Annotated in this window: 13 protein-coding genes; 6 read left to right on the top strand and 7 right to left on the bottom strand. The window is 71.2% G+C overall.

Annotation, left to right across the window (positions count from 1 at the left end; translation table 11 throughout):
* Window positions 1-101 precede the first annotated feature (101 nt).
* The 3 genes from ACZ4VI_RS24055 to ACZ4VI_RS24045 all read left to right on the top strand — a co-directional run bounded on the left by ACZ4VI_RS24055 (window position 102) and on the right by ACZ4VI_RS24045 (window position 5,338).
* Entirely contained in the window at window positions 102-644 is a 543-nt protein-coding gene (locus ACZ4VI_RS24055) for a CGNR zinc finger domain-containing protein (RefSeq protein WP_468002243.1), read from the top strand.
* 189 nt (window positions 645-833) lie between these two features.
* Entirely contained in the window at window positions 834-4,151 is a 3,318-nt protein-coding gene (locus ACZ4VI_RS24050; protein ID WP_468002241.1) for a S8 family serine peptidase, read from the top strand.
* A gap of 170 nt (window positions 4,152-4,321) precedes the next feature.
* The gene (locus ACZ4VI_RS24045) at window positions 4,322-5,338 is read left to right on the top strand and encodes an aspartate-semialdehyde dehydrogenase (RefSeq protein ID WP_468002239.1); all 1,017 of its coding nucleotides are present in this window, start codon (window positions 4,322-4,324) and stop codon (window positions 5,336-5,338) included.
* A 58-nt stretch (window positions 5,339-5,396) separates the two neighbouring features.
* On the opposite strand, the gene ACZ4VI_RS24040 is transcribed toward ACZ4VI_RS24045, so the two are convergent.
* Window positions 5,397-5,744, bottom strand: coding sequence for a type II toxin-antitoxin system PemK/MazF family toxin (locus ACZ4VI_RS24040; protein WP_468002237.1), 348 nt, complete (start codon window positions 5,742-5,744; stop codon window positions 5,397-5,399).
* Complete coding sequence (locus tag ACZ4VI_RS24035) at window positions 5,731-5,961, bottom strand: ribbon-helix-helix domain-containing protein (protein ID WP_468002235.1); 231 nt, start codon at window positions 5,959-5,961, stop codon at window positions 5,731-5,733. Before ACZ4VI_RS24035 ends, ACZ4VI_RS24040 begins: the two co-directional genes overlap by 14 nt.
* 65 nt (window positions 5,962-6,026) lie before the next feature.
* Between ACZ4VI_RS24035 and ACZ4VI_RS24030 the strand changes: the two genes are divergently transcribed.
* Complete coding sequence (locus ACZ4VI_RS24030) at window positions 6,027-6,257, top strand: hypothetical protein (RefSeq protein ID WP_468002233.1); 231 nt, start codon at window positions 6,027-6,029, stop codon at window positions 6,255-6,257.
* A gap of 52 nt (window positions 6,258-6,309) precedes the next feature.
* Window positions 6,310-8,892, top strand: coding sequence for an aminopeptidase N (pepN, locus tag ACZ4VI_RS24025; RefSeq protein ID WP_468002231.1), 2,583 nt, complete (start codon window positions 6,310-6,312; stop codon window positions 8,890-8,892).
* A 62-nt stretch (window positions 8,893-8,954) separates the two neighbouring features.
* Here the strand turns inward: pepN and ACZ4VI_RS24020 are convergent, their stop codons facing one another.
* The 5 genes from ACZ4VI_RS24020 to ACZ4VI_RS24000 form a co-directional block, all read right to left on the bottom strand.
* A complete protein-coding gene (locus tag ACZ4VI_RS24020) occupies window positions 8,955-10,694 on the bottom strand; it encodes an FG-GAP-like repeat-containing protein (protein ID WP_468002230.1) in 1,740 nt (579 codons plus the stop codon).
* A 203-nt stretch (window positions 10,695-10,897) separates the two neighbouring features.
* The gene (gene alc, locus ACZ4VI_RS24015) at window positions 10,898-12,034 is read right to left on the bottom strand and encodes an allantoicase (RefSeq protein ID WP_468002228.1); all 1,137 of its coding nucleotides are present in this window, start codon (window positions 12,032-12,034) and stop codon (window positions 10,898-10,900) included.
* Window positions 12,035-12,099: 65 nt separating this feature from the next.
* Window positions 12,100-13,020 carry a LysR family transcriptional regulator gene (locus tag ACZ4VI_RS24010; protein ID WP_468002226.1) on the bottom strand — a complete coding sequence of 307 codons (921 nt, stop codon included), beginning with the start codon at window positions 13,018-13,020 and terminating at the stop codon, window positions 12,100-12,102.
* Window positions 13,021-13,042: 22 nt separating this feature from the next.
* Window positions 13,043-13,993, bottom strand: a complete 951-nt coding sequence (locus ACZ4VI_RS24005) for a DMT family transporter (RefSeq protein WP_468002224.1) — start codon at window positions 13,991-13,993, stop codon at window positions 13,043-13,045.
* A 26-nt stretch (window positions 13,994-14,019) separates the two neighbouring features.
* Window positions 14,020-14,946: an EamA family transporter gene (locus tag ACZ4VI_RS24000; RefSeq protein ID WP_468002222.1), complete on the bottom strand. Its 927-nt coding sequence runs from the start codon at window positions 14,944-14,946 to the stop codon at window positions 14,020-14,022.
* A gap of 155 nt (window positions 14,947-15,101) precedes the next feature.
* On the opposite strand from ACZ4VI_RS24000, the gene ACZ4VI_RS23995 reads away from it, so the two are divergent.
* Window positions 15,102-15,617: a MarR family winged helix-turn-helix transcriptional regulator gene (locus ACZ4VI_RS23995; RefSeq protein WP_468002221.1), complete on the top strand. Its 516-nt coding sequence runs from the start codon at window positions 15,102-15,104 to the stop codon at window positions 15,615-15,617.
* Window positions 15,618-15,785 lie beyond the last annotated feature (168 nt).

Below are 15,785 nucleotides of genomic sequence, written 5' to 3'. Positions count from 1 at the left end.
CCGAGTTATAACCTCTGAAAGTGACATTAGTGGTTAGACAGCGACCGCGCAACCGGTCACGTAACCTTGAGGGGTTAGTTCTCCCGAGGAGGGTGCCCGCCATGACCGTTTCCGACCCGCGGCCCCTGGTCGGCGAGCCCGTCTCCCTCGACCTGCTCAACACCCGCTGGATGCTGGACGGCGCCCGCCAGGACCTGCTCACGGACACCGAGGGCCTGACCGTCTGGCTCGCCGCCAACGGACTCGACGAGCGCTTCACCGCCGACGCGGCCACCCTCCGCCACACGCTCGCCGCCCGCGACGCCCTCGCCGGCCTCGTCGACCGGCCCGGCGACCCCGCCGCCATCGCCCGCGTCGACGCCGTCCTCGACCACGGCCGCATCCGCGCCACCCTCACCACCGAGGGCCCGGGCGAGCGGCCCGAGTTCGCGGACCCGGCCTGGGGCCCCGGCTGGACGGCCGCCCGCGACTACCTCGACCTGCTGCGCACCGCGCCGGACCGCATCCGGTCCTGCGCCCACGAGGCGTGCATCCTGCACTTCTTCGACACCTCGCGGAACGGCACCCGGCGCTGGTGCTCGATGGCGGTCTGCGGCAACCGGGCCAAAGCCTCCCGCCATTACGCCCGTACAAAGGACAACTAACTACCCAGCCGAATCGCCCCGGTTGAAGGTGATTCGTTCCTGATGGCGCATGTCCCGCAGTGGCGGGTGTGCGCCATCGGCACATTCCGCCACCCGTCAACTCTCCACAAACCCCTGTCCCTTGCGAAAGGCTGAGCGGTCATCCGGTACCGAAATCCGGACCCTCTTCTTTCACAAACAGGGATGTAAATGACCACCCCCGAATCTCAGAGCTCCATACCCGGGCGCTCGACCCCCGGGCACAGACGCGCGGCCCGTATCGCCGCCGCCGCCGGACTTGTGACCGCGCTCATCGCGGCCGGTGCTGTTCCGGTCCTGGCCGCCGAGGACCCGGCGACCACACCTCCGGTCAAGTCCTCGGACTCCGCCGACAAGCTCGGCCCGACCGACGCCCAGCGCCTCTCCGAGGCCGAGTCGGCCGGTGAGAAGAACGTCACGATCCTCGTGGCCACCGCCCCCGGCGCCACCGAGCAGGTCGCAGGCCAGCTCGACGCCGTCCAGGGCGCATCCGTCGGCCGTCAGGACGACAAGCTCGGCTACGTCCGGGCCACGATCCCGACCGCGAAGGCGGAGGCCGCCATCGCGGCGGCCACCAAGCTCTCCTCCGTCCAGTCGATCGACCTCCAGGCCGAGATCAAGCTGGACGACCCGACCCCGGACGCGGGCACCACCGGCGCCGTCGAGGGCACGACCGTCACCACGACGTACCCGGCCCCCGGCAAGAACACCCCGGCGAAGAACCCGTACAACCCGTCCCACGAGACGGGTGCCGTCGAGTTCGTCGAGGACAACCCCCGGGCCGACGGCCGCGGCGTGACCATCGGCATCCTCGACTCCGGTGTCGACCTCGGTCACCCGGCGCTGCAGAAGACCACCACCGGCGAGCGCAAGATCGTCGACTGGGTCACGGCCACCGACCCGCTGACCGAGGGCGACAAGACCTGGCGCCTGCAGAATGCCCCGGTCGCGGGCCCGGTCTTCACCTCGGCCTCGCAGTCCTGGAAGGCGCCCGAGGGCTCCTACCAGTTCAGCCGCTTCGAGGAGGCCATCACCGCGGGCGGCGACCCGGCAGGTGACATCAACCGCGACGGCGACACGGCCGACTTCTTCGGCATGCTGTACGACCCGGCCACCGGGACCGTCCGCGTGGACGCCGACCAGAACAACGACTTCACGGACAACGCGCCGATGAAGCCGTACAAGGACGGGTTCCAGATCGGCTACTTCGGTACCGACAACCCGGCCACCGAGGTCGTCGAGAAGACCCCCTTCGTCATCGAGATCCGCAAGGATGTCGTGATGGACCCGCTCGGCGGCGGGTGGGTCGGCCAGAAGCGCGACTTCGTCAACGTCGGTCTCGTCGAGTCCTCGCACGGCACGCACGTCGCCGGCATCACCGCCGCCCACAGCCTGTTCGGCGGCAAGATGAACGGCGCGGCCCCCGGTGCGAAGATCGTCTCCTCGCGCGCCTGCACCTGGACCGGCGGCTGCACCAACACCGCCCTCACCGAGGGCATGACGGACCTCGTCGTCAACCGTGGCGTCGACATCGTCAACATGTCGATCGGCGGCCTGCCCGCGCAGAACGACGGCGACAATGTCCGCGCCCGCCTCTACACCCGTCTGATCGACCAGTACGGCGTGCAGCTGGTGATCTCGGCCGGCAACTCCGGTCCGGGCATCAACACGATCGGCGACCCCGGCCTGGCCGACAAGGTCGTCTCGGTCGGCGCGGCGATCTCGCAGTCGACCTGGGCGTCCAACTACGGCTCCGCCGTGGTCAAGCCGTACGCCATGTTCCCCTTCTCCTCGCGCGGCCCGCGTGAGGACGGCGGCTTCACCCCGACCATCACCGGTCCGGGCTCGGCCGTGAACACCATCCCGACCTGGCAGGCCGGCTCCGGCGTGCCGGAGGCCGGCTACACGCTGCCCGCCGGTTACGGGATGCTCAACGGCACCTCGATGTCCTCCCCGCAGGTCGCGGGCGCGAGCGCGCTGCTGCTCTCGGCCGCGAAGCAGAAGGGCGTGGAGCTCTCCCCGGTCACCCTGCGCACCGCGCTCACCTCGACCGCGAAGCGGATCTACGGTGTCAAGGCGCACGAGCAGGGCTCGGGTCTGATCGACATCAACGAGGCCTGGGAGTCGATCGAGGACGGCGCCACGGCGCACGACTACAAGGTCGAGGCCCCGGTCGACACCGCCATCTTCCCGGCCCCGCACACCGGCACCGGTGTGTACGACCGCGAGGGCGGCCTCAAGGTCGGCCAGAAGAAGGTCTACGACGTCACCATCACGCGCACGAGCGGCCCGGACCGGGCCGTCGAGCACGAGCTGGAGCTGAAGTACAACGACGGCACCTTCCGGATCCTCGGCGACGACGAGATCGACCTGCCGCTGAACAAGCCGGTCACCGTCAAGGTCCAGGCCCGGCCGGCCACCGCCGGTGTGCACAGCGTGATCCTGGAGGCGGACGACGAGGACACCGAGGGCGTCGACAAGCAGATCCTCGCCACCTCGGTCGTCGCGAGCGACCTGGCCGCGCCCGGCTACGGCTTCTCGGCCTCCGGCTCGGTCCAGCGCAACAGCCACACGTCGTACTTCGTGAAGGTCCCGGCGGGCGCCAAGTCCCTCGAGGTCGCCATCGGCGGTCTGAAGGCGAAGAGCCAGACCCGGTTCATCGCGATCCACCCGTACGGCGTGGCCATCGAGTCGACCGCGTCCAACGTGTGCTACCCGCACTACAACCCGGCCAACACCTGCCGTCCGGACCTGCGTTCGTACGCCAACCCGACGCCGGGCGTCTGGGAGATCGAGGTCGAGTCGCGTCGCACCTCGCCCGACCTGGACAACCCGTACAAGCTGGACGTCTCGGTGCTCGGCGCCGACTTCGACCCGGCCGTGCAGACCGTCGCCGAGGCGAAGGTCGGCACCCCGGCCGCCGTCGAGTGGACCGTCACCAACAAGTTCGCCGCCATCGACGGCAAGCTGAAGGGCGGCTCGCTGGGCTCGGCCAAGGTCGAGACCCCGACCATCCAGCACCACGAGAAGCAGACGAAGACCGTCACCATCGGTGAGGGTGTCGAGCGGCTCGACGTGGCGATCGGCAACACCTCCGACAAGGCCGCCGACCTCGACCTGACGGTCAAGCTCAACGGCAAGACGGTGGGCCAGGCCGCCGACGGCGACTCCGAGGAGTCGGTGTCGCTGGTCAAGCCGGCGCCGGGTACCTACACGATCGAGATCGAGGGCTACTCCGTGCAGGCCGCGGGTGGCACGACCTACGACTACCGGGACGTGTACTACTCCGCCGCGCTCGGCAGCGTCCGGGTCGACGACACCACGACCTACCCGCTGGCCAACGGCGCGACCGCCAAGGTCGCCGCCGAGGTCCTGGTCGCCGGTGCCGCGCCCGAGGGCCGGCAGTTCTTCGGCGAGGTCCAGCTGCTGAACGCGCGCGGCACGGCCGCGGGCGCCGGCAGCGTCGTGATCGGCAAGGTCACTCCGTAACACCGCTGGGCGAGTGAGGGGCGGGTGCCGAAACCGGTGCCCGCCCCTTTCGCGTCTCCGTGTCCGTCCCGACTTCCATCCCGCCCCTCGGACAATGGATTGGACAAGGCGGGCCGGGACATACGCATCATGGACGGCAGCAGCCTGCACAAACGTACGGAGGAGTCCCCGTGAAGGTCGGAATCGTCGGAGCCACCGGTCAGGTCGGCACAGTCATGCGCAGGATCCTGGCCGAGCGGCAGTTCCCGGTCGACGAGCTGCGGCTCTTCGCCTCCGCCCGCTCCGCCGGCACCGTCCTGGACGGGGTCACGGTCGAGGACGCCGCCACCGCCGACTACACCGGCCTGGACATCGTCCTGTTCTCCGCCGGTGGCGCCACCTCCAAGGCCCTCGCCGAGAAGGTCGCCTCCCAGGGCGCGGTCGTGATCGACAACTCCTCCGCCTGGCGCCGCGATCCCGAGGTCCCGCTGGTCGTCTCCGAGGTCAACCCGCACGCGGTCAAGGACCGCCCCAAGGGGATCATCGCCAACCCGAACTGCACCACGATGGCCGCCATGCCGGTCCTCAAGCCGCTCCACCAGGAGGCCGGCCTCACCGCGCTCGTCGCCACGACCTACCAGGCCGTCTCCGGCTCGGGCGTCGCGGGCGTCGCGGAGCTGGACGGCCAGGTCAAGGCCGTCGCCGAGCGCGCGACCGAGCTGACCCACAACGGCGAGGCCGTGGCCTTCCCGGAGCCCAGCGTCTACCGGCGGAACATCGCCTTCAACGTCATCCCGCTGGCGGGCAACCTGGTCGACGACGGCCTCCACGAGACCGACGAGGAGCAGAAGCTCCGCAACGAGTCCCGCAAGATCCTGGAGATCCCCGAGCTGAAGGTCTCCGGCACGTGCGTCCGCGTCCCGGTCTTCTCCGGCCACTCGCTCCAGGTCAACGCCCGCTTCGAGCGTCCGATCAGCGTCGAGCGCGCGTACGAGCTGCTCAGGGACGCCGAGGGCGTCGAGCTCTCCGAGATCCCGACCCCGCTCCAGGCGGCCGGCAAGGACGCCTCGTACGTGGGCCGCATCCGCGTGGACGAGACCGTCGAGAACGGCCTGGCGCTGTTCGTGTCCAACGACAACCTGCGCAAGGGCGCGGCGCTGAACGCGGTGCAGATCGCGGAGCTGGTCGCGGCGGAGCTGCGCGGCTGACGCCGGAGTCGTACGCGAAGGGGCGGCCACCTGGGAGGGTGGCCGCCCCTTCGGCGTTTCAAACGGCGAGGTGCCGCCGCAGTGCCACATCGATCTCGGCCATGCGCTGCCGCGGAACGGAGCCGATGCGCCGCAGGAAGCGCTCGTGGGCCATGGCACGTACCTGCTCGCACTGCGCCTTGGAGTCCTTTACCAGCCCGCACTCTGCCGCTGGCAGCAGAACCTGGAACGGGTAGACACGAGACACGTTCGAGGTCAGAGGTACGACGGTGATGACACCGACCTTGGTCCGGTCGACCGCCGTGTTTGCGCCGTCGTTCGAGACGATGACGGAAGGGCGTGCCTTGTTGGCCTCGCTGCCCCGTACAGGCTCGTAGTCGACCAGGTAGATCTCACCGCGCCTCATCGGTCAGCCCATCCGCAGAGAACTGGTCCCAGAACGCGGCGTCTCCGCTGGCGTCCCACTCGGCGAACGCTGCCTCGTAGTCCGCTTCCAGGCGGGAGGCACGCAGGAGCTCGATGGCTGCGTGTATCACCGCGGACCGAGACTCTGCCGATGTCTCGACGGCGTACTCGTCGACAAACTCGAGATCCTCCTGCGGGAGGCTCACACTAATCTTCATACCCTCATGCTACCGAGGTGGCTACTAAAGCGCTACCAGCCGTCACCCGATCGTGGCAGAGTGCGGTGGCCCCTGCGTACGCCGCAGTCGACGTCCGCGCCCGCACCGTCGCCCTCGTCCCGCCGGACCGGCCGCTGACCCTGCGGGTCGAGGCGGACACCCCCTGGACCCTGCGGGTCCTCCCCCTCGCCCACGCCCGCCGCTTCGACAGCCATGTCGAGGGCGTGCCCGTGCCCGGCCCCGGGCTGTTGCGGATCAGCGGCGACGGACCTTGGAAATGTGCCGTGCGACGCTGAGGCACGGCGTGGAAGGATGGGCCAAACGTCACGAAACCGAGGAGTTGACCGGGTGCCTGGCACAAACCTGACCCGTGAAGAGGCGCAGCAGCGGGCGAAGCTGCTGACCGTGGACGCGTACGAGGTCGAACTGGACCTCTCCGGTGCGCAGGAGGGCGGCACCTACCGGTCCGTCACCACCGTCCGCTTCGATTCCGCCGAGGCCGGCGCGGAGACCTTCATCGACCTCGTCGCCCCCGCCGTGCACGAGGTCGTGCTCAACGGCGACGCGCTCGACGTGGCCGCCGTCTTCCGGGACTCGCGGATCGCGCTGGCCGGCCTCCAGCAGGGCCGGAACGAGCTCAGGGTCGTCGCCGACTGCGCGTACACGAACACCGGCGAGGGTCTGCACCGGTTCGTCGACCCGGTCGACGACCAGGCGTACCTCTACACCCAGTTCGAGGTGCCGGACGCCCGCCGCGTCTTCGCCTCCTTCGAACAGCCCGACCTCAAGGCGACCTTCCAGTTCACCGTGAAGGCGCCGAGCGGCTGGACGGTGATCTCCAACTCGCCGACGCCGGAGCCCAAGGACGACGTGTGGGTGTTCGAGCCCACCCCGCGCATCTCGACGTACATCACGGCGCTGATCGTGGGCCCGTACCACTCGGTGCACTCCTCGTACGAGAAGGACGGGCAGACCGTTCCGCTCGGCATCTACTGCCGTCCGTCGCTGGCCCAGTACCTGGACTCGGACCACATCTTCGACGTCACGCGCCAGGGCTTCGACTGGTTCCAGGAGAAGTTCGCGTACGACTACCCCTTCGCCAAGTACGACCAGCTCTTCGTGCCGGAGTTCAACGCGGGCGCGATGGAGAACGCGGGCGCGGTCACCATCCGCGACCAGTACGTCTTCCGCTCGAAGGTGACGGACGCGGCGTACGAGCGCCGGGCCGAGACGATCCTGCACGAGCTCGCGCACATGTGGTTCGGCGACCTGGTCACCATGGAGTGGTGGAACGACCTGTGGCTGAACGAGTCGTTCGCGACGTTCACCTCGGTCGCCTGCCAGGCCTCCGTGGCCGGCACCCGCTGGCCGAACGCCTGGACCACCTTCGCCAACGCGGAGAAGACCTGGGCGTACCGCCAGGACCAGCTGCCGTCCACGCACCCGATCATGGCCGAGATCAACGATCTCGAGGACGTGCTGGTCAACTTCGACGGCATCACCTACGCCAAGGGGGCCTCGGTCCTCAAGCAACTGGTCGCGTACGTCGGTCAGGACGAGTTCTTCAAGGGTGTGCAGGCGTACTTCAGGCGCCATGCTTTCGGCAACACCCGTCTGTCGGACCTGCTGGGCGCGCTGGAGGAGACCTCCGGCCGTGATCTGAAGGCCTGGTCGAGGGCGTGGCTGGAGACCGCCGGCATCAACATCCTGCGCCCGGAGATCGAGACCGACGAGAACGGGACGATCACCTCCTTCGCTGTGAAGCAGGAGGCCCCGGCGCTTCCGGCCGGCGCCAAGGGCGAGTCGATCCTGCGCCCGCATCGGATCGCGATCGGCTTCTACAACCTGGACGCGGTCGGGAAGCTGGTCCGTACGGACCGGATCGAGCTGGACGTCGAGGCGGCCGAGCTGACGGCCGTACCGCAGCTGGCGGGCAAGGCCCGCCCGACGGTCGTGCTGCTCAACGACGACGACCTGTCGTACGCGAAGGTCCGCCTGGACGAGGTGTCGCTGAAGAACGTGACCGCGCACCTCGGCGACTTCACCGAGTCGCTGCCGCGCGCGCTGTGCTGGGCCTCGGCCTGGGACATGACGCGGGACGGCGAGCTGGCCACCCGCGACTACCTGGACCTGGTGCTCTCCGGCATCGGCAAGGAGACCGACATCGGCGTGGTGCAGTCGCTCCAGGGCCAGGTGAAGGCGGCCCTCGACCTGTACGCGGCGCCGGAGTGGCGGGACACGGGCCTGGCCCGCTGGGGGCAGGCGGCGCTGGATCAGCTGCGGACGGCGGTGCCGTCGAGCGACCACCAGCTGGCGTGGGCGCGGGCGTTCGCGGCGACGGCCCGTACGGACGCGGCCCTCGACCTGCTGGCCGGTCTGCTGGACGGCAGCGAGGTCATCGAGGGTCTTGCCGTGGACACCGAGCTGCGCTGGACGTTCGTGCAGCGGCTCGCGGCGACCGGGCGTTTCGAGGAGCCGGAGATCGCGGCCGAGCTGGAGCGGGACCGTACGGCGGCGGGCGAGCGGCACGCGGCGACGGCGCGGGCGGCCCGGCCGACCGAGGCGGCGAAGGCGGAGGCCTGGGCGTCGGTCATCGAGTCCGACAAGCTGGCGAACGCCGTGCAGGAGGCGGTCATCGGGGGCTTCGTGCAGACCGACCAGCGTGAGCTGCTCGCCCCGTACACGGCGAAGTACTTCGCCTCGATCAAGGGCATCTCGGAGACCCGCAGCCACGAGATCATCCAGCTGATCGTGGTCAGGCTCTACCCGACCATCCAGGTCTCCCAGGAGACCCTGGACGCCACGGACGCCTGGATCGCGGCGAACGACCCGGCCCCGGCGCTGCGGCGCCTGGTGACGGAGTGCCGTGCGGGCGTCGAGCGCGCGCTGAAGGCGCAGGCGGCGGACGCGGCTGCCGCTGCCGCTGTCTGACGGCAAGTGAGGTGAGAAGGGCCCCCGGACCGATGGTCCGGGGGCCCTTCGGCCGTACGGGGTCAGCCCAGGGAGTCGATCCACTGCCAGCCGCCGCTGCCGATGGTCACGGCAGGGGCGAAGCCGGTGGCCGTGCCCGGTGAGAACTCCAGGTTCTCGACGGTGCCCGCGGTGCGGGTGGCCCACAGGTCGGGGATGCCGTCGCCGTTCGCGTCGCCGGCGCTCACCAGGAGCCTCCGGTCGGCGACGGTCGACGGGCCGCCGTCGAGCACGCGGGGGGTGCCGAGGGGCTGGGCGGCCTGGCTCGCGTACTGCTTGATCTCGCCGGTCGCGCGGTCCCGGCCCCAGACATCGGCGCGGCCGTCGTGGTCGGCGTCGCCGGGCAGGATCACGTCGTATCCGGCCCACTCGGGGCCACCGATGTTGACGGCGGCCCTGGCCGCGAAGGTGGGCTGTCCGTCGACGGGGGCGCCGCCGCGGTGCAGCCAGAGGCCGGTGACGCTGCGGGCGAGCACATCGGGCAGTCCGTCGCCGTCGACGTCGCCCGCGGCGAGCGGCGTGGCGCCGGTCCAGCCGGTGGGCCGACCCCCCATGGCGATACGGGTGCCGAGCTCGCCGCTTCCGGTGTTGGGGTAGACCCAGAGGTTGTCGCCGATGCGGGCGACCACGTCCTCCCGGCCGTCGCCGGTCCAGTCGCCGCGGTGGCTGACGGCGGCGCCAGCCCAGCCGCCGGTGCCGATCTGCCGCTGGACGCCGAGGTTGCCGCCGCCGGTCCCGGAGTACAGACGCAGGTTTCCGTCGTCCTTCACGGCCAGGAAGTCGGGGCGGCCGTCGCCGGTCAGGTCGCCGCCGACGCCGGATCCCGCGCGGGTCTCGGGGTGGGCCGCGGCGCGGAGCAGCAGATGGTCGGAGAGCGGCTTCGTGCCCGCCGACTCGGGTTCGAGGGCGTCGGCCCGCACGGTGTGGAAGTCGCCCGCGGTCAGGAAGACATGGTCGAACTTCTTGCCGGTGGCGATCGTCGGCTCGCCGGAGTGGCAGGAGCCGACGCCGTCGGCGAGACACTGGGCGGTGAACCAGTCCCGGTCGTTCTCGTCCGCCTCGGCGAAGGGGCCGGTGCCGGGCAGTCCCTGCCGTACCGGGTTCAGGGCGGCGTCATAGGTCGGGCCGGGGCCTGCGTTGAAGTCGCCGCCGAGGATCACTGGGACGCCGGCGGCCCAGGTGTCGATGTGGGCGAGCACCTGGGAGGAACCGTTGTCCGGGAGGATGTACTGGGCGAGGTGGGTGTTGCACACGAGGGTCGTGCGCCCGTCGACGGGTCCGCGGGCGCAGAGCACGGAGCGGGCCTCTTCGCCCGCCGGGACGGTCAGGTTCGCCGCGTACCGTTCCACGGCCGGGGCCTTGACGAAGACGCCGAGGCCGAAGCGGGTGTCGGAGGACCACTTGGCGCAGCCGGAGGCGGTCGTCGTGGACGTCCAGACGGCGCTGTAGTCGGGGAGGGCCTGGCGCAGGGCGGCCCATTGCCCGAAGCACAGCTCCTGGAGCATGACGGCGTCCGCGTCCCAGGCCAGGGTCTGGTCACGGAGCTGGGCCGTCCAGGTGGGCAGGTCGACGTCGCTCTGACAGGTGTACGCGCCGCAGACGTTGTACGAGATCGTGCGCACCGGCGGGGCGGTGGCCGGGTCGACCGTGTCCGCGACGGCCGGGGTCGCGGTGAGGCCGGTGGCGGCCACGATCAGGGCCAGCGAGGCGACCAGGCGGGCGGTCCCGGTTCTCCACGCTCTTCGGAATCGGAGTCTGTTCAATGCGTCCCCCAGGGAGTCGGTGATGGTGGCGAGCCGGATGATCTTCGCAGACGCCGACGGCCGGAGCCGGGAAAGAGGGCTGGGGGGCAGGGACGACGAAGGGGCACCCTCCCCCGCGGGGTGCCCCTTCGTCGTGCTTGAGGTCCGCCCGGTGGGCAGGCGGCGGCGCGCACCGCGCCACCGGGCGGAAGCTGTCGGGCGTTTCAGCCGCCGAGCGCCGCGTGGCGGGCGCGCAGGTCGGCCGCGCCCTGTTCCGTGAGCGCGCCGTGCAGGCGCATCCGGGCGATGCCGCCGTCGGGGAAGGCGTCGAGGCGGACGTGGGTGACGACGGCCTGCGCCGGGAGCTTGAAGCGGTGCAGGGTGTCGGGCTGGAGCCTGGTCCGGGGGATGATCTCGAACCACTCGCCCGTGTCGCCGTCGCGGCCCTGGAGCGCGATCCAGCCGGCCGAATTGCCCTTGAGGTACGCGATGTCGATCTCGACGGCCCGTACGGCACCCTGCGCGGCGAGCCGGAAGCGGACCCAGTCGTTGGTGCCGCGGACCCGGCGGCGGCGGTTCTCCCAGCCGTCGTCCATCTTGCGGGAGGTGCCGGGCAGGATGATCTGGGTCGGCGAGGAGTAGAACCTGTCCGACGCGTCCTCGTACACGCCTCCGTTGAGTACGGAGATCAGGTCGAGGGTGCCGAGCAAGTCCAGCCACTCGGGGTCCGGCACGACCTCGCCGTGGACGCGCAGGCGGGCGATGCCGCCGTCGGGGTGCTGGCAGACCCGTACGTGGGTGAAGCGGCGCTCGGCGTCGATCGCGAAGCCGTTGGCGGCGTGGCCGCGGACGGGGGTGGGCGGGACGAGCTCCTCCCACTTCACGTCGTCGGCGAGCAGCTGCTCGGGGCTGGGCGATCCCTCGACGGCGGCGGCCTGGATCGACACACGCTGCGGGTAGTTGCCGCGGAAGTGGGCGGTGTCGACGATGATGCCGCGGATCACGCCGGGGGCGCCGAGGCGGACTATCGCCCAGTCGTGGTCCTCGGGGGCGGGGAAGACGTTCTCTGCGTCGGCGCCGCGGCGACGGCGGGTCTCCCAGCCGTCCATGATCTTGCCCTTGTGGCCGAAGTGCTCCGGGTCGAAGACGGCGCGCTCGCGGACGAGGAGGTTCTCGCGCTCGGCGAAGAACTCGTCGTTGGCGGCGACGACACCGGCGCCGAGGCGGCGGTCGGCCAGGTCGACCAGCTCGGTGAACGGGAAGTCGCCGGTGCGGTAGTCGGCGTACGGGTCGCCGCCGGAGTAGGGGGCGGCGTCGTTGGCGTGCGGGTCGGCGGTCATGGCGTTCTCGTCGAAGCTCATGCCTCGACTCTGCCGGGTCCGGGAGCACCGGGTCCATCGAATGTTTTCGACAGATGTCTTCAGTTCTACTGAACGGTCTCGCGCTGGACGGCCGCCTGCCGGAGCGCGGCGAGCACCCGGGCCACGGCCGGGCCCTCCTCGGCCCCGCGCCGTACCGCCGCGACGACATGGCGGCGCGGCTGGTCGGCGGCGAGGACCCGCATGACGATCCCGCGCTCGCCGCGCCGCTCGGCGGAGGCCATCCGGGGCACCAGGGCGACGCCCATCCCTGCCTCGACCATGGCGAGGATCGCGGTCCAGCCGGCGGCGCTGTGGGCCTGTTCGGGCACGAACCCGGCGGCCTCGCAGGCGGCGGTGGTGATCTCGGACCAGGGCCCGGAGCCGCCGAAGATCCAGGGCTCGGCGGAGAGGTCGGCGAGCCGGAGCCCGGGCGCGTCGGCGAGCGGGTGCCCGGCGGGCAGGGCGACGTCGAGGGGGTCGGCGAGGAGCGGGACGCGGCTGAACTTGGGGTCGCGCGCGGAGGGGGCGTGGGCGGCGAGCGAGAGCGCCAGGTCGACGTCGCCGGAGCCGAGCAGTTCGTACGCCTCCGCCGCCTCGGCCTCGCGGATCCTGACGTCGAGCCCGGGGTGGGCGGTACGGAGGTGCTGCACGGCGGGGACGACGAGGGCGGGCACGGCCGTGGAGAACGCGGCCACCCGCACCTGCCCGGCCTCGCCCCGCAGATACCCGTCCAGCTCGGCGTCGGCGCGCTCCAGTTGGGCGAAGACGACCTCGGCGTGCCGGAGCACGAGCTGCGCGGCGTCGGTGAGCCGCACCCGCCGCCCGTGCGCCTCCAGAAGCTGGACGCCGAGCTGCTTGGCGAGGTTGGTGAGCTGCTGAGAGACGGCCGAGGGAGTCATGAGCAGCGCCTCCGCGGTCGCGGTGACGGTCCCGCGGTCACGGAGGGTACGGAGGATCTGGAGCTTCTTGATGTCCCACTCGGTCATGGGCGCAACCTACCGGCACCGCTCAGGCGCGGGCACGGGCGCTGGCGAGCGCCACGCCGCCCAGGATCAGGGCCATGCACGCGCCGCCCAGGAGCCCCAGTTCCTCGCCAAGGAGGGCGTACGAGAGCAGGGCCACGCAGACCGGCTGGAGGTAGTAGACGACTCCGGCGCGGGCGGCGCCGATCAGGGCGATGGCCTTGTTCCAGGCGAAGAAGGCGACGGCGGAGGAGAAGACGCCGACGTAGACCAGGGGCCCGACCGTGCCGGCCGTGGGCTCGAAGCCGCCCTGCGCGGCGAGGCTGACGCCGTACACCGGGAGCAGCATCAGCGCACCGAGCACGAAGGTGGTGAAGAGGAAGGCCAGCCCGCCCAGTTCGGCCGGGCGGCGCCTGAGCAGGGCGCTGTACGAGGCGAAGCTGACCGCGGCCCCCAGCATCCACAGGTCGCCCGCCGAGAGCCGGGTGGGGAGCGCGCCCTCGCCGACCAGGAGCAGCACGCCGGCGCAGGCGATCAGCATGCCGGTCACCCGGCGGGCGCCGAGCCGGGCGCCCCCGAGCCGCTCGTACACCGCCATGAGGACCGGGGACGCGGCCATGATCATGCCCATGTTGCCGGCGGAGGTGGTGAGTCCGGCCTGGTTGACCAGCGTGTTGTAGACGGTGACGCCGAGCAGCGCGGCGAGGGTGACGAAACCGAGGTGACGGCGGATCAGCCGGCGCTGCCGCCAGGCCTCGCGGGCCGCGAAGGGGGCGACGGCGAGGATCGCGACGATCCAGCGCCAGAACGCGGCCTGGACGGGCGGGACGGAGTCGTGCAGGGCGCGGGAGGCGACGAAGCTGCCGGACCAGACGACCGTGGCGACGAGCGCGAGGAGCAGACCGACGGAAGCGCCCCGCGCGAGGGTGCGCGGGGCGGCGGTCGGGGTGGACGGGGCGGTGGGCTCGGCGGTGCGGTCGCGGGCCAGGAGTGCCACGGTGGTCCCTTCTGTCGGTGTGGCCTCTACCGTCGCACCGCAGAAACCTCCAGGTCCATCGAAACTTTCTGAGACTTTCGTTCAGCAGAACTGAAAGATGTACGGGAGCTCAGCTGGCCGGCCAGGGTGGCGCCGAAGGCGACCGCCATGCCGACGAGCTGCACCGGACCGAGCGCCTGGCCGAGCGCCACCCAGCCGACGACGGCCGCGGTGATCGGGGACAGCGGACCGAGGAGCGTCACCGAGGAGGCGCTCAGCCGCTCGATGCCGCGGAACCAGAGGAAGTAGGAGATCGCGGTGTTGCCGAAGGCGAGGTAGGCGTAGCCGAGCAGGTTGGTGGAGTCCAGGGCCGGCGGGGCGCCCTCGATCAGGGCGGCGATCGGCAGGATGACCAGGCCGCCGGCGGTGAGCTGCCAGCCGGTGAGCGCCAGCGCCCCGACCCCCTCAGGCCTGCCCCAGCGCTTGGTGAGGACGGTGCCGGCCGACATCGAGAGCGCCGACAGGAGGCCCGCGCCCACACCGATCAGGTCGAAGGCGGCGCCCGCCTTCAGGACGACGAGACTGACGCCGAAGGCGGCGGCGACGGCGGTGAGCAGGGACCGCACGGTGGGCCGGTCGCCGAGGAGCAGCGCGGCCAGGCCGACCACGAAGAGCGGACCGGCGGAGCCGACGACGGCCGCGACACCGCCGGGCAGCCGGTACGCGGCGAGGAAGAGCAGCGGGAAGAAGGCGCCGATATTGAGGGCCCCCAGGACAGCGGACTTCCACCACCAGGCGCCCTGCGGAAGCTTGCGGGTGACGGCGAGCAGCAGCAGTCCGGCGGGCAGCGCGCGCATCAGGCCGGTGAAGAGCGGCCGGTCGGGCGGCAGGAACTCGGTGGTGACGAAGTAGGTGGAGCCCCAGGAGATCGGGGCGAGCGCGGTCAGGGCGACGACGGCGGCCTTGCGGGACATGACAGGTCCCCCCTTGGTTCGGAGTGGGCGGTCCGAGTGGCTTGCTGACAAGTAGCTTAGCTCTAAGCTACTTATTTGCAAGAGGCTTTCTCCTAAGCGTCTTGCTTTCCAGTCACTTACTTGCCGTCGAGTCGACCGAACAGGAGACTTCCGCCATGGACAGCACCGAACCTCCCGCGCACGACGCCGTCGACGCCATCACCGATCAGTGGGCGGCGGTCCGCCCCGACCTGGACACGCTCCCGATGGCCGTCTTCGGGCGGATCTACCGGCTGGCCGCGGCGATGCGCGGCCGGGTCGACAAGGCGTACTCCCCCTACGGGGGCATGTCACTTGGGGAGTTCGACGTCCTGGCGACCCTGCGCCGCTCGGGTGAGCCCTACACCCTCTCCCCGCGCGAGCTCACCGCGACCCTGATGATCACCACGGGCGGGATGACGGGCCGGCTGGACAAGCTGGAGAAGGCGGGGCTGCTCAGCCGCAGCCCCGACCCGAACGACCGGCGCGGGCTGCGGGTGACCCTCAGCGAGCGCGGGCGCGAGCTGGTGGACCAGGCGGTGGGCGCCGGACTCGCACAGCAACGGGAGGCCCTGGAGGCCGGGCTCACGCCCGAGGAGGCGCAGCAACTGGCGGACCTGCTGCGCAAGCTCCTCGCGGCCACGGTGGGGTGACCGGTGCAGGCATCACACGTGGCGCCGCTGTGCGCGTGAACGCGCACAAGGGCGGGGGGGGGGGGGGGGGGGGGGGGGGGGGGGGGGGGGGGGGGGGGGGGGGGGGGGGGGGGGGGGGGGGGTGGGCGGGTGGTGTTTTTTGCTTCTTTATCCTGCCTCCTCCGGCCA

This window comes from Streptomyces sp. NPDC029169 (assembly GCF_055563935.1).
The sequence above is the reverse complement of the archived record's forward strand: the minus strand, read 5'-3'. Positions and strand labels throughout refer to the sequence as shown.